The sequence below is a fragment of the Streptomyces aculeolatus genome (genome assembly GCF_020400605.1).
GTDB classification, from domain to species: Bacteria; Actinomycetota; Actinomycetes; order Streptomycetales; family Streptomycetaceae; genus Streptomyces; species Streptomyces aculeolatus.
In genome coordinates this window covers 43,032-56,254 of the sequence record NZ_JAINRD010000025.1, presented here as the reverse complement: position 1 = coordinate 56,254, position 13,223 = coordinate 43,032, and the positions used below count along the sequence as shown (strand labels likewise).

Here is a 13,223-nt window from a genome sequence, read left to right as displayed (position 1 = left end):
GCCCTCGAAACTACCTTCCTCGCGAATCTTGCTTTCCTTCCCGCCACGGGCGATATCAGGACACGTCATCTTCCATTCCCGCGCCGCGGGCCGCTCGGTGGCAGCCTGGAGAGGACTACGTGCACGAGCGAAACGGGGGCGAATCCATCGTGCGCATTGTGGTGATCGGTGCAGGCGTGATCGGTACGGCGCTGGCGGCGCGGCTCGGCGGCGGGGGACGGGGAGCGGCCGGACCCGCGGAGGTGTGGCTGCTGGACGGGGGCGAGCCGGGGGCGGGGACCACGGCAAGCTCCATGGCCTGGATCAACGCCCACTCCAAGACCCCGCGGCACTACCACGAGTTGGCGGTCTCGGGCATGCGCGCCCACGCCGACCTCGTACGGGCCACCGGCCCGGCCGCGTACGCGGGCGCAGGAGGCGGCGGCAGCGGCGGGGAAGGCGGCGGCGACGGGGCCGGGTGGTACCGCCCCGGCGGTGCGCTGCGGTGGGCCTCCGGCGGCGCCGGTCTCGACCAGCTCCGGCGGACCGTCGCCCGGCTGCGGGACTGGGGGTACGCCGCGGAGTGGATCCCCGTGCCCCGCGCCCGGGAGCTGGAGCCGGCGCTGCGGATCGAGGACGCCGCCCGGGTCGCGTACTTCCCCGACGAGGCGGCCGTCGACACCCGGCCGTTCGTCGCCCACCTCCTCGCCACCGCCCGCGCCCGCGGCGTCCACGTCCGTACCGGCGAGGCCGCCCGCGTCGTGGCCATCGACACCGCGGGCGGCCGGGTGCGCGGCGTGCGGTGCGCCGGGGGCGAGACGGTGCCGGCGGACGTCGCGGTGTGCTGCGCCGGGTGGCGCACCCCGGCGGTCGCCGCGCTGGCCGGCGCGCACGTGCCGCTGGTGCCCGGCGACGCGCCGGGCTCCGAGGCGCCGACGCTGCTGGCCCACCTGCTGCCGGACGCCGGCGCGGGCCCGCCGCTGACCCGCATGGTGCTCAGCCCGCGCCTGCACGCCCGCCCGCTCGCGGGCGGGCGCGTCTACCTGGAGGCGCTGGACCTCAACGACGAGGTCGACCAGCACACGCCCGCGGACCGCGTCACCGCGCTCGCCCGCGAACTCCACGCCCGCGCCCGCGACATGCTGCCCGCGCTCGCGCGGGCCGCCCGGCTCGCCGACGCCCGGGTGTGCACGCGCCCGCTGCCGCCCGACGACAACTCCATCGTCGGCCGGCACGCCGAGGCCGAGGGGCTGTACTCCGTCGTGACGCACAGCGGCATGACGCTGTCGCTGCGGCTGGGGGAGCTGGTGGCGGGGGAGTTGCTGACCGGCCGGGAGGCGCCGGAGCTGGCGCCGTACCGGCCGGCCCGGTTCGTACGCTGAGGCGGGCGCGCCGGGCCGGGCGCGCCCGGCCGCTCACTTCAGCATCAGCGCCGCCTTGTACGAGAAGTCCCGCGCCGCCGGCACGTTCCGGAACGGCCGCAGCCGCTCCCGGAACCCGGCCAGATAGCTCCGTACGCGCGCCGACTGGATGTCCTCCGTCGCCCGCAGCGCGCCCGTCGCCACCTGGCAGGCGTGCTCGACCTCGCGCTGCTGGAGCCACGCCGTGGCCAGCACGACGCGCGTGAACGCGATGCTGCGCGCGTACCGGTCGGTGCGCGCGGCGATCCCGTGCTCCGCGTGCGGCCGGGCGGCGCGCGCCTGCCGCAGGTCGACGAGGCAGTGCGCGATCTCGTCGTGCAGCTCCGCGCCGCTGAAGTAGCGCAGCCACACCGGCTCCTGGGCGGGGCTGCCGGCGGCCAGGGTGCTCTCGGCGTGGGAGAGGGAGATGGCGGTCGCGCGCGGGTCGCGCAGCCGGGCGTGCGCGCGGGCGGCCATCGCGTGCAGCACGGACCGGCCCGCGGGGGTCAGCCCGGGTTCGGCGAGGCCGGCTTCGGCGAGTTCGACGGCCTCGCGGTAGTCGCCGAGGTGGACGGCCTGGTGGGCGAGGGTCCCCAGGATCTTGGCGGCGAACGCGCGGTCCTGGCCGTGGTACGCCATGTCGAGCGCGAGCCGCAGGTAGCGCCGGGCCGCGCCGTGCCGGCCGGTGTCGTACAGCAGGTGCGCGGTGTGGTGGGTGACGAGGGACGCGGCGCGGAACAGGTTGCGGCCGACGGCGCCGGTGTAGCTGCCTTCGAGCATCGGCAGCACGTCGGTGCGCAGATGGGTCATCGCTATCGAGCGGACGGCGCCGCCGCCGTAGCGGTTGTCGAGCATCGCGAGGTGCTCGGTGAGCGCGTGGATCTTCGCGATGTCCGGCTGCCCGACGCGGTACGAGCCCGCGGCGCGCTGCGGCGGCGCGGGCGGCGTGGCGCGGCGCCACCGGCGTACGGAGTCCCGCAGGGCGGTGGCGGACACCGGCGGCAGGGCGTAGCGCGGGTCGGCGTCCCAGAGCTGGGCGGCGGTGCGGACGGCGCCGAGCGGCGTGGTCGGGCCGCGCAGGCCGAGGTCGTCGGGGGGGAGACGGCGGCCCATGGGGGTCCCCCCGCCGGTCAGGGAGTAGCCGGTGGGGGAGGGGGCGGCGATGTCGCCGGGGGTGATGTCCCGGCCGAGGCGGCGGGAGAACACGGCGGCGATCAGCTCGGGCGGTACGGAGGAGCCGAAGCTGCCGCGCAGCCAGCGCTTGACGTACGTGTGCGTGCAGCGGAGTTCGAGGCCGCGGCGCCGGCCCAGCTCGCGTACCTGGCCGGCGAGGGACGTCGGGGTGAGGCCCGACTCCCGCATGAGCGCGGCCAGCCGCACGTTGACCCGCACGCGTCCGCGCGCGGTGGCCCCGTCGCGCCCCGCGGCGGCCGCGTTCCGCGCGGCGGCGGCCGTGCTCTCCCCCACCGCCCCCAGCCGTTCGCGCGCGAAGCGGTTGCGCCAGCGGCACACCGTCGCCGCCGTGACCCCGAACCGGTCCGCGACTTCCCCGTTCGACTCCCCCGCCGCGCACGCGAGCACGATGCGGCAGTGGAGCCGTCTCGCCGCCGGGGTGGCGCTGTGTGCGACCAGGTGTTCGAGGAAGTGGAGTTCCCGGTCCGTCAATGTCAACCGAGTCGTGGGCCTGCCTCGCGTCATGGTCGCGCATTATTGCCCGTCTGGGGCGCCCCGAAGGCCGGTTGCGGCCGGACGACCCTCGAACGACCTGGAAGATCACCCGATTTAATGCGTGCAGTCTCGGTGAACGCTCTGCACACCCTCGGAACTTACACATGGCACATGCCAGACGGCAGGCTACGGAGCGCAAAGTTCCGGTCTGAGCCGGCAGATCGAGGTAGCGCTTACATGACCACGACGGGACCACCCGCCGACGGCCACACCCCGCAGCCCGCGGACGACGACCCCTCGGGCAACCCCCTGGGCGCCGCCCGGGGGGACAGAGCAGACACCAGATCGGACACCAGAGCGGACACCGCGGAGACCAGGACCGAGACCAGAGCAGACACCGCAGAGGCCCCGGAAGACCTCCCGGAGGACGCCCCGCGGGAGTCGGAGCACGGCCCCGTGCCGCCGCCCCCGCCGACGCTGCTGCGCGTCGAGCTGGCCAAGCGCGGCTGGGCCAGGTTCTCGACGTTCGAGGTCCACTACACGCACGCCGCCCGCAAGGCCGCCGCCGAGTACGGCGACCCGCGCCTCGCCAGACTCACCATCTCCAGCACCACCTTCAAGCGGTGGCTCGCCGGGGAGCAGATACCGCGCGGCAACGCGGGCACCGTCCTGGAGCACATGCTCGGCATCGACGTCGACGCGCTCCTCGGCCCCGCGCCCACGCGCACGTTCACCACGCCCCGCCTCCCCGACGACGCCTCGCTCGCCACCGCCCGCGCGCTCGACGTCACCTGGTCCACGTCGTTCCTGTCGCCCACCGCGCCGGCCCCCGGCGGCGGCGGGGTCTGGCAGCTCGACGGCCACCGCGTCTTCGACGGCACCTCCGTGGCCGTGCAGTTGTACGAGGCGGAGGCCGGTTCCGACAGCGTCGTCATCGGGCCCGACGACCACCCGCACCTGCGCGACTTCATCCGCCCCGCGCGCCGCGCGCTCCTGCTCGCCGCGCTCGGCGCGCGGCGCGGCGAGGGGTTGTTCGTCCTCGACGCCGTACGCGCCCGCCAGCCCGTCGCCGCGGACCCGGTGGACGTGCTGCCGATCCCGCGCGCGTACCGGCTCGACGACCTCACGTACGGGGTCCTGTGGGCCGTGCTCAACCTCGACGACGGCCTCCTCGCCGACGACGCCGTGCTGGAGGCGGAGCGCAGCGGCCTGGACGACTTCCTGACCCGCGAGCGGTCCGCGGTGGCCCGCTCGGCGATGCCGGAGCTGTCCGACGTCGGCACCGCGTGGCTCGGCTCGCACGTCTGCGACCAGCACATCCTGCGCGAGCTGCGCGCGGACTCCGGCGAGCCGCCGGTGTTCTGGGCGCGCGAGCAGTACGGCGAAGAGGCCGCCGCGTGGCTGTTCTTCCGCCACAAGCACGCCTACCTGCGGTCGCTGCGCGACGCGCTCGCGGGCTCGGACCGCCCGTACGGGCACGTCTTCTGCCTGCCGCACAACGCGGTCAAGACCAGCGAGCGCTACGAGCGCACGCTGCTGTTCCTGACGCTGGCGCTGCTGGAGCGGCACGGGCTGACCACGTGGGTGTGCACGGAGCCGGAGTACGCGCAGGTCGACGGGTTCGCGCTGCTGCCGGGGGAGCGGGCGGTCATCGCCAACTGGCTGCGTACGGACGGCATCTGGCAGGTCGACACCACCAGCCACTGGGCACGGCTGCGCGCGTACTCCGACGCCGTGCGGCACGCGCAGACGCACAGCGTCATCGACGCTCCCACGGCGGCGGAGCGGCTGCGCCGGCTCGCCGACCACCTGGACCTCGACTGGGCCTGGCTGACCGCCCGGTGCGCGGAGCTGGGGCGCTACGGCAGCGCCGGGATGCTCCGGCCGCGCAGCCGGCTGATCGGCCTGGCGGAGCTGGACGACGTGCTGCGCTACGTCGGCGGGCTGGGGCCGGGCGAGCCGGTCCCGGGCACCGCGGAGGCCGACCTCCCCGGAGCCTTCGCCGGGGCCGTGACCGGCGGAAACCGAACGCAGTTCCGGCCCGGCGGGCCCCGCGGCGGGCGAAGATGACGCACACGTTCGAACCCCCGGGAAGCGACCCCCAAACGACCCCGGGGAGCGGTGGCAACGACACCCGCGGCTGAGCAATGTAGGTGTGGCTCACGGTGCCGCCCTGACCACCGTGACCATCCGATGTGATGTGCGCCCCTGCGCACTGCCCGGCAGACGGCCGGAAGAAACGCCGCACGACGACGCCGTACGACAGCGCAGCCGGAGGCTGTCCTCGTACGGCCCATCAAGCGAGGAAGCCCATGTCCGACCACCCCGCTCCCGCCGGGAACACCGGCCCCCGCCAGGGCCGCTTCCCGTCCCGGCGGCGCCGCGCGGGCCGCGCGCTGCGCGCCCGCCTCTGGCGGGTCACGCTGCTGCCGGTGTCCGCCGCGCTGCTGGTGGGCGGCGCCACGACGTACGGCGCGCTCATAGGCGGGTCGACGAGCGCAGAGACCCGCATGATCATCGGCGCCGGAGTGCTGGCCGTGGTAGGCATCACGGTCCTGGCGATACTCCGCATCGGCGCGCTCGCCGACGCCATCGACGCCGAGGAGGACGCCCGTACCGAACGCAACCTGGAGCTGACCGCGCTCCTGGAGGCCGCGCAGGGCGAACTGCTGCGCCTGGTCGACCAGGCGCAGCGCGGCGAGCGCCCCGAGCCCGACACCCTGTCGCTCTCCTCACCCCCCGCCGCCCGTGCCGCCGCCGACGTCACCCCCGAGTCGGTGGAGCGCCTGGTGCACGCCACCGTGCACGCCGCGCTCAAGGCCGTCGTGGACGTCTCGTCCCGCGGCCGCATCGAGGTCTTCGTCAACCTGGCCCGCCGGCTGCAGAACCTCGTCATCCGCTCCCTGGACGAACTGGACGGGCTGGAGAAGCAGGTCGAGGACCCGGACCTGCTGCACGGCCTCTTCCAGCTCGACCACCTCGTCACCCGGCTGCGCCGCCAGGTGGAGAGCCTGGCGATCCTCGGCGGCGCCGTGCCGCGCCGCATCAGCCGGCCGATGCCGGTGAACGCCGTGCTGCGCTCCGCGGTCTCCGAGGTCGAGGACTACGGGCGGGTGAAGCTGGTGCCGCCGATGACCGGCGTGCTGGAGGGTGCCGTCGCCCCCGACGTCATCCACCTGATCGCCGAACTCGTCGAGAACGCCGCCGGGTTCTCCCCGCCGGAGACCAAGGTCGAACTGCGCGTCGAGCCGGCCGCGGCCGGCCTGGTGGTGGAGATCGACGACCGCGGTCTGGGCCTGCAGTCCGACACGCAGGACCGGATGAACACCCTGCTGAGCCGGGCCACGCCGCAGGTCGTGGACGAGCAGATCAAGGACGGCCGCATCGGCCTCCTCGTGGTCGCCCACCTCGCGCGCCGGCACCGGATCCCCGTGCAGCTCCAGCGCAACGTCTACGGCGGCTGCCGCGCCACCGTGCTGCTGCCCAACGCGCTGCTGATGGACCCGGAGGAGAAGGGCGAGCGCGCCGCCGCCCGCGCGCAGCAGACCGCGGCCGCCGTCGCGCCGCCGTCACAGGCGCAGCCGCAGCCGCAGGTGCCGGCACCGGCCCAGGCCCAGGCGCAGCCGCAGCCCGCGGCGCTCGCCGCCGCCGCGCCGCTGCCCGCCGGGACCGCCGGAGCCGCCCCGACCGCCGGAGCCGCCAACGGCGTGGCACGGCAACGGCCGCAGGGCGCCCACGAGATCAACGGCGCACCCCAGCTCTCCGGCGCCGCCGAGGCCACGGGTGCGCACCGGATGACGGGCGCGCACGAGACCGCCCCCGCCCACGACACCGGCCGCGCGCCCGACCCCCTCGGCGCGTACGACAACACCCCCGCGTACGACGGCACCGAGTACGACACCCCCGCCCCGTACGAGACCACCGCCGCCCACGAGCGCACCCCCGTCCACCCGGCCCCCGCGGCCGGCCACCCCGACGCCACCCCGCACACCCCCGACCCCGCGGCCGGCTACACCCCCCGCCACGCCGCCCGCGTCCCGGCCCCCGCGCCGCAGGCCCCGGCCCCCGGACAGCGCCCCCCGCTGCCCGAGCGGTCCGGCAGCCACCTGGTACCGGAGCTGCGCCGCGAACCCGGCCTCCCCGGAGGCGCCGTACCCGGCGGCGCGGCCCCCTCGGCCCTTCCCCTGAACACCGGCCTCATGGCCAGCTTCACCGCCGGCTCCCGCGCCGCCGAGGACGGCGAACAGGCCGACCCCACCCCCTCCCCCTCCCCCACGCACCAGCACCGATCCACGGAAGGCCCGTCTTCGTGAGCGAAAGCCTCGACTGGCTTCTGGCCAACTTCGTCCAGCAGGTCGCCAGCGCGCGCAGCGCCGTCGTCGCCTCGACGGACGGCGTGCGCATGCACGCCCACGACCTCGACACCGCCTCCGCCGACCGGCTCGCCGCGGTGGCCACCGGGCTCTTCTCGCTCGGTGCCGGCATCGGGACCGACACCGTGCGCGGCGTGCGCCAGGTGCTCGTGGAGCACGAGGACGTGGTGCTCTGCGTGATGGCGGCGGGCCCCGGCGCCGTGCTGGCGGTGCTCGCGGAGCCGGACGCGGACCTGGGCGTGATCGGCTACGAGATGGGCCAGTTGGTCAAGCGCGTCCCGACGCACCTCACCTCGCCCGCGCGGACGGCCGTGACCGCGGCCCCTGGCCACGCCCGGTGACCGGGACATGACGTCGTACGACGACGCCCCCTGGGTGACCGACGGCGCCCCGCGGTTACGCCCGTACGCGGTCACCGGCGGGCGCACCGCGCCGACCCGCCGGCTGGCCCTGGAGACCCTGGTCATCGCGGCCAGGACGCTGCCCCGGGTGCCGCTGACGCCGGAGCACGACGAGACGCTGCGGGAGTGCCGCGCGGGCCCGCGCTCGGTGGCGGAGGTGGCCGGCCGGCTCGGGCTGCCGGTGGCGGTCACCAAGATCCTGCTGTGCGACCTGCTCGACACCTGCGCGCTCATCCTGACGGCGCCCGCGGGCCCGCCCGACCCCACCGACCCATACCTACTGGAGAAGGTCCTTGTCGGACTACGCAATCTCTGACGACTCCTTCGTCCCGCTGAAGATCGTGATAGCCGGCGGGTTCGGGGTCGGCAAGACCACGATGGTCGGTGCGGTGAGCGAGATCCCGCCGCTGACGACCGAGGAGACCCTGACCGCCGCGAGCGTCGACCACGACAGCCTGGACGGGGTGCCGGAGAAGGACGCGACCACCGTCGCCATGGACTTCGGCCGCATCACCCTCAGCGCCCACCACCTGATGCTGCTGCTGTTCGGCACGCCGGGCCAGAAGCGGTTCTGGTTCATGTGGGACCACCTCGCGAGCGGCGCCATCGGCGCCGTCGTCCTCGCCGACACCCGGCGGCTCGCGGACTGCTTCGCGGCCGTCGAGTACTTCGAGCGGCGCGGCCTGCCGTTCGTGGTGGGCATCAACGAGTTCGACGACGCCTACCACTACACCCCGGAAGAGGTGAAGGCCGCGCTCCATCTGCGCAGCGACACCCCGGTGATGTGCTGCGACGCCCGCGCCACCAGCTCCGCGCGCCACCTGCTGATCAAGCTGGTCGAGCACGCGCACGCCCGGTCCGTGGCCGCCAGGGCCGCACCCCCGGCGGAGCCGGCGGCCGAGGCCGGGGCGGCGTCCGCGTCCGAGTCCGCACAGCCCGTGCCCACCTCCCCACCGAGGAGCCCCGCATGACGACCTTCGACCACCACACCGCCCGCCATCTGATGACCGACGGGGAGCAGGACCAGGAGCTGGAGCGGCGCAAGCAGCGGCTGCACGAACTCGGCCTGGGCGACCGCCCGGACCCGGAGTTCGACGCCTTCGCCGCCCGCCTCGCCGAGGGCGCCGCCTCGCTGGCCCAGCTGGGCGGGACCCCGTACGCGATGGTCAACCTGATCACGGACCACCAGTACTTCACCGGCCTGTACGCGCCGCCCGCCGACTGGGCCGACCCCAGCCTCGCCGACCAGCCCGGCGGCAAGCCGGAGGTCAGCCGGATCATGGACCGCGACCACGGCTACTGCCCGCACGTCGTCGGCCGGCGCACCGCGCTCGTGCTGCCCGACGTGTGCGCGTACCCGCGCTTCGCGGGCAACCCGGTGGTGGACCAGATCGGCATCCGCACCTACATGGGCGCGCCGCTCATCGACCCGGTGACGGACGTGACGCTGGGCACCGTGTGCGTGGTGGACACCGAGCCGCGCCCGTGGGGGCGGCAGGCGCAGGAGGGGCTGGAGTTCATCAAGACCCAGGCCCGTTCGCTGATGGAGATCCTCGAAGAGCGCAGCCGGGGCCGGGCGGCGAGCTGAAGGCCCCCGCGTTCGCGCCGCGGGGGCGGTCCGGGGGCTGCGCGCCCCCGGGCCCCCGCGCTCGGGCCCGCGGCCCGCGCCGCGCCTCCCCGCGCGCCCGGCGCCCGGACCGGCGGGCGGGCGGCGCCGTCACCGCCGCCCCGCGCTTCACCGCCGCCCGCCTCTCCGCCGGACGCGGCGCGTCACACCGCCTGGGACGCCACCGCTTGGGGCGCCGCCGCGTGGGGCGCGAGACGCGTCGACCACGGCTCGTGGTCCGCGCCGAGTGCCACCTCCGCCAGCCGCAGCCGCTGCACGTCTGAGGTGCCCGCCGGCGGTAACACGTGGTACGCGTCGCGCAGATACCGCTCCACGGACATCTCCGGGTAGAGCCCGCACGCGCCGTGCACCTCCATCGCCGTACGCGCCGAGTCGAGCGCGGACTCGACGTTGACGAGCTTGGCGTTCTGCAACTCCGCGTCGCAGGGCAGCCCGCGGTCCAGCAGGTGCGTCGCGTGGTACGCGGCCAGCCTCGCGGTCATCAGCCGCGACTGCATCTCCCCCAGCCGCTGCTTGACCGTGCCCAGCTCCGCCAGCGGCCTGCCGTAGCGGATCTGCCGCGCCGCGAACGCGGTGGTCTCCTCCACGAGCGCCTGGTGGATGCCGAGGGCGACGGCGGTGAGGTTGGGCCGGCCGTACAGGATGCTGGAGGAGTACGCGACCGAGAGCCCGTCGCCCTCCTGCCCCAGCAGGTTCGACACCGGCACCCGGCAGTTGTCGAAGATCACCTCGCCGAAGCTGAAGCCGTGCAGGCCCATGGAGGGCCGGTGCGGGCCCAGCATGCAGCCGGGGCGGTCGGACTCCACGAGCAGCGCCGAGAGGCCCTTGGAGCCCGCTCCGGTGCGTACGACGACGCCGTGGAGATCACCCACGTGGCTGTTGCCGACGAACACCTTGCGGCCGTTGAGGATGTACTCGTCGCCGACGCGTTCCGCGCTCGCCGACATCCCCAGCACATGGCTGCCGGACGTCGGCTCCGTGACGGCGATGGTCGGCATGCACAGGCCGGCGGACACCAGGGGCAGCCACGTCTTCTTCTGCACCGCGCTGCCGAAGTGCACGATCTTCGCCACGCCGAGCTGCGACGCCTGCACCATCGCGCCCATGGCGGCGCTCACGCGCGAAAGCTCCTCGATCACGATCGTTTTGGCGAGGTGCCCCATCTCCATCCCGCCGTACTCCGCCTCGACGGTGACGCCGAGCCAGCCCTGCCTGGCGATGTCGCGGGACAGCTCGTACTGCACGCTCCGCGACTCCTCCATCCCCGCGACACGGGGGCGGACCTCGCGCTCCGCGTAGGTGCGGACCTCCTCCCTGAGACGTATATGACGCTCCGTGAGGAAGTAACCGTCCATCTGAGTCTCGCCTTCTCGCGTGCAGGTGGGGTGAGCAGGTCGGCGTGGGCCTGTGGTGACAGAGGCCGGGTAGGGCCTCCACCCACCGTGAGGATTTATCGCCTTCGCCGCAGTACCCGGAAACGCTCGCTTCCGGGTCGTTCACCTCGCTGTGTGCGCGCCGTCGCGCTCCGCACCCGCCTCGAATGCACGCTACGGCCCGGTTTGCTCGCGGGCCCGCCGAGGCCGAACGCCCCCGGAACGGCCCCCACTCGGCCGGCAGCGACCGGTCGGCTACCGCGCCCTGCCGCGCGGCCACAGCACTCCCTGCGGGGTGCGGACGGCGACCCACTGCCCGGCTGCCGGCGGGCCGATGACATCGACGGGCCGGGGAGTGCCTTGCGGTGTGTCAAAAGGGGGGGAGGCCCTGCTTGATGCGGGGGATGTGGTAGTCGAGGAGGGGGATCGACAGCTCGAACTCGGGCCGGTCACCCTCGGACCGCACGTGCGCGTGGACTTCGGGCGCACGGCCCCCGGCAGTGACGGGTCCCGCCCCTGGCGGGGTTTCGTCCTCATCCACGCTCACGGTCATCATCATGCGAGTGACGGGGAGCACGGGCAGCAGCAGGAAGCGGCGCATGCGTTGAAACGCCCATCGTTCCCTGATCCTTCGGAAGAGGAGGGTGGACTCCCGCAACTGGCTCGCGCTCCACCGCACGGTACCCATGCCGTCGGGCAGTTCGAACAGGGCGTCGCCGTCCTCGCTCGGAGTGCTGCGGACGTGCTTGGGCCGCGCCGACAGCACGGCGGTGACCTCGGTCCCCTCACCGGCTTCGATCAGCCTGTCCCGGTGGATGCTCAGCACCGTCGAGCCGCGGGTGAAGACGTGGACCACTCCGGAGAAGTGGCTTTCGGCCCGCGCGCGGACGGCGCGTCCCCGGAGGTCGGTGAACACGGGACGCACGTCCACTGCGGCTGCGGCTGCGGCTGCTGGGGCGGGTGCTGGTGCGGGACTGTCGTCGGTCCGGGCGGAGGTGGTCTCCCGCCGCAGCGGCCTGCGCGCCAGCCACACCTGGCCGGCCTGGCCGTCCGTCTTCATCAGCGGCTGCTGATGACGTGGCTTGAGCCTTGCGTGCACGTACTGGTAGACGTCGGTGACGGTGACGAACCCGTCGTGGCCGACGGCCCCGTGGCGCATCCCGGCTCACTCACGCGGGTCTATGTCCTCCCGCTGCTCCTCCGCCAGGTCTTCGGCAGGCTCCGCCGTCGCCTTGCCCGCACCGCGCAGCCCGTGCTCCAGGCCGCCGCCCTTCGTACCGGAAGTGTCCCGCGTGTGGAGCGCCAGGCGTTCGGCAGTGCGCGCCAGGTCCTGGTGCAGCAGCCGGGTCTGGGAAAGCCAACGGTCGTCGTCCGGGGCGAATCGATCACTCCCGGCTGAGACGGACACCTCTAATTCCGGCGGTTCGCCCACGCCCGCTCCTCCTCCGGGCCGCGGAACTCGACAGGCCGCTCTCAATGTACGGCTTCTCCGCGACGTCCGCTCCCCCCTTCGGGGGAGCGCCGTCCACGGTCCACGCGCGGCTGCTGCCTCAGGTCCCGCCGTCAGTCGAACGTCACGGAGAAGCGGCGGTTGGCGAGGCTCGGGTTCTTCGCGCGTACCTCCGCGACCCGCGCGGCGTCCAGTACCGCGGACGCCACTCCGGGCGTCTCACCGGCGGACGCGGCGATCTGGCCCATGGGGTCGATGATGGCGCTCTGCCCGCACGAGACGGGTCCCGTCTGGCCGCAGCCGAGGACGTACACGGTGTTCTCGATCGCCCGGGCCCGCAGCAGCGTGGTCCAGTGGTCCTCCTTGACCGGTCCCGCGACCCAGGCGGCGGGTACGACGAGGGCCTCGGCGCCGGCGTCGACCAGGAACCGGGCCATCTCCGGGAAGCGCAGGTCGTAGCAGGTCATGACACCGACGGTGAGGCCGCCGAGGCGGAAGGTCAGCGCCTTGGCGGGCTGCGCCTGGACGCGGTCGGACTCGCGGTAGCCGAAGGCGTCGTAGAGGTGCACCTTGCGGTAGACGCCGAACTGCTCGCCGGTGCCGTCCACGGCCAGCACGGTGTTGCTGGGCTTGCCCCCGCCGGCCGCGGCCTCCGTCATCCCGGCGACGATCGCGACGCCGTGCTCCTTGGCCAGCGCGGCGATCGCCGTGGCGAACGGGCCGTCGACCGCCTCGGCCTTGCTCGCCGTCTCGGCCTGCGGGTCGGGGTCGGCGTACATGGAGTTCTCGGGGAGGACGACGAGGTCGGAGCCGCGCGCGGCGGCGGTGGCGACGAGACCGGCGGCGGCCTCCAGGTTGGCGGCCTTGTCGGTGGTGGCGGCGAACTGGGCGACGGTGGCGAGCATGAGGTGGTGCCTTTCGTGTCGTGGAACGGGTGCCGGCCGGCGGCCGG

General features: G+C 74.5%; 12 protein-coding genes. 7 read left to right on the top strand and 5 right to left on the bottom strand.

Annotation, left to right across the window (positions count from 1 at the left end):
• Positions 1-158 precede the first annotated feature (158 nt).
• A complete protein-coding gene (locus tag LG396_RS31830) occupies positions 159-1,361 on the top strand; it encodes an NAD(P)/FAD-dependent oxidoreductase (RefSeq protein ID WP_308190144.1) in 1,203 nt (400 codons plus the stop codon).
• A 33-nt stretch (positions 1,362-1,394) separates the two neighbouring features.
• Here the strand turns inward: LG396_RS31830 and LG396_RS31825 are convergent, their stop codons facing one another.
• Positions 1,395-3,077, bottom strand: a complete 1,683-nt coding sequence (locus LG396_RS31825) for a tetratricopeptide repeat protein (RefSeq protein ID WP_225797406.1) — start codon at positions 3,075-3,077, stop codon at positions 1,395-1,397.
• A gap of 207 nt (positions 3,078-3,284) precedes the next feature.
• On the opposite strand from LG396_RS31825, the gene LG396_RS31820 reads away from it, so the two are divergent.
• The 6 genes from LG396_RS31820 (at position 3,285) to LG396_RS31795 (ending at position 9,409) form a co-directional block, all read left to right on the top strand.
• Complete coding sequence (locus LG396_RS31820) at positions 3,285-5,117, top strand: hypothetical protein (RefSeq protein WP_225797405.1); 1,833 nt, start codon at positions 3,285-3,287, stop codon at positions 5,115-5,117.
• A 242-nt stretch (positions 5,118-5,359) separates the two neighbouring features.
• Entirely contained in the window at positions 5,360-7,360 is a 2,001-nt protein-coding gene (locus tag LG396_RS31815) for a sensor histidine kinase (RefSeq protein ID WP_225797404.1), read from the top strand.
• Positions 7,357-7,761, top strand: a complete 405-nt coding sequence (locus tag LG396_RS31810) for a roadblock/LC7 domain-containing protein (RefSeq protein ID WP_018838511.1) — start codon at positions 7,357-7,359, stop codon at positions 7,759-7,761. The genes LG396_RS31815 and LG396_RS31810 overlap by 4 nt, the downstream gene beginning before the upstream one ends.
• Positions 7,762-7,768: 7 nt before the next feature.
• Complete coding sequence (locus LG396_RS31805) at positions 7,769-8,137, top strand: DUF742 domain-containing protein (RefSeq protein ID WP_018838510.1); 369 nt, start codon at positions 7,769-7,771, stop codon at positions 8,135-8,137.
• Complete coding sequence (locus LG396_RS31800; protein WP_037746227.1) at positions 8,115-8,792, top strand: GTP-binding protein; 678 nt, start codon at positions 8,115-8,117, stop codon at positions 8,790-8,792. Before LG396_RS31805 ends, LG396_RS31800 begins: the two co-directional genes overlap by 23 nt.
• Positions 8,789-9,409, top strand: coding sequence for a GAF domain-containing protein (locus LG396_RS31795; protein WP_018838508.1), 621 nt, complete (start codon positions 8,789-8,791; stop codon positions 9,407-9,409). Before LG396_RS31800 ends, LG396_RS31795 begins: the two co-directional genes overlap by 4 nt.
• Before the next feature lie 182 nt (positions 9,410-9,591).
• Here the strand turns inward: LG396_RS31795 and LG396_RS31790 are convergent, their stop codons facing one another.
• The 4 genes from LG396_RS31790 to LG396_RS31775 all read right to left on the bottom strand — a co-directional run bounded on the left by LG396_RS31790 (position 9,592) and on the right by LG396_RS31775 (position 13,176).
• Entirely contained in the window at positions 9,592-10,803 is a 1,212-nt protein-coding gene (locus tag LG396_RS31790; RefSeq protein WP_051642540.1) for an acyl-CoA dehydrogenase family protein, read from the bottom strand.
• Between the two features lie 388 nt (positions 10,804-11,191).
• Complete coding sequence (locus LG396_RS31785) at positions 11,192-11,980, bottom strand: hypothetical protein (RefSeq protein ID WP_225797403.1); 789 nt, start codon at positions 11,978-11,980, stop codon at positions 11,192-11,194.
• A gap of 6 nt (positions 11,981-11,986) precedes the next feature.
• Positions 11,987-12,253: a hypothetical protein gene (locus LG396_RS31780; RefSeq protein WP_225797402.1), complete on the bottom strand. Its 267-nt coding sequence runs from the start codon at positions 12,251-12,253 to the stop codon at positions 11,987-11,989.
• A 131-nt stretch (positions 12,254-12,384) separates the two neighbouring features.
• Positions 12,385-13,176: a carbon-nitrogen hydrolase family protein gene (locus LG396_RS31775; RefSeq protein WP_225797401.1), complete on the bottom strand. Its 792-nt coding sequence runs from the start codon at positions 13,174-13,176 to the stop codon at positions 12,385-12,387.
• Positions 13,177-13,223 lie beyond the last annotated feature (47 nt).

Coding starts and splice junctions, on each gene's coding strand:
- LG396_RS31805 (WP_018838510.1), top strand. CDS start 7,769: ATGACGTCGTACGACGACGCCCCCTGGGTGACCGACGGCGCCCCGCGG.
- LG396_RS31825 (WP_225797406.1), bottom strand. CDS start 3,077: ATGACGCGAGGCAGGCCCACGACTCGGTTGACATTGACGGACCGGGAA.
- LG396_RS31795 (WP_018838508.1), top strand. CDS start 8,789: ATGACGACCTTCGACCACCACACCGCCCGCCATCTGATGACCGACGGG.
- LG396_RS31785 (WP_225797403.1), bottom strand. CDS start 11,980: ATGCGCCACGGGGCCGTCGGCCACGACGGGTTCGTCACCGTCACCGAC.
- LG396_RS31775 (WP_225797401.1), bottom strand. CDS start 13,176: ATGCTCGCCACCGTCGCCCAGTTCGCCGCCACCACCGACAAGGCCGCC.
- LG396_RS31790 (WP_051642540.1), bottom strand. CDS start 10,803: ATGGACGGTTACTTCCTCACGGAGCGTCATATACGTCTCAGGGAGGAG.
- LG396_RS31820 (WP_225797405.1), top strand. CDS start 3,285: ATGACCACGACGGGACCACCCGCCGACGGCCACACCCCGCAGCCCGCG.
- LG396_RS31815 (WP_225797404.1), top strand. CDS start 5,360: ATGTCCGACCACCCCGCTCCCGCCGGGAACACCGGCCCCCGCCAGGGC.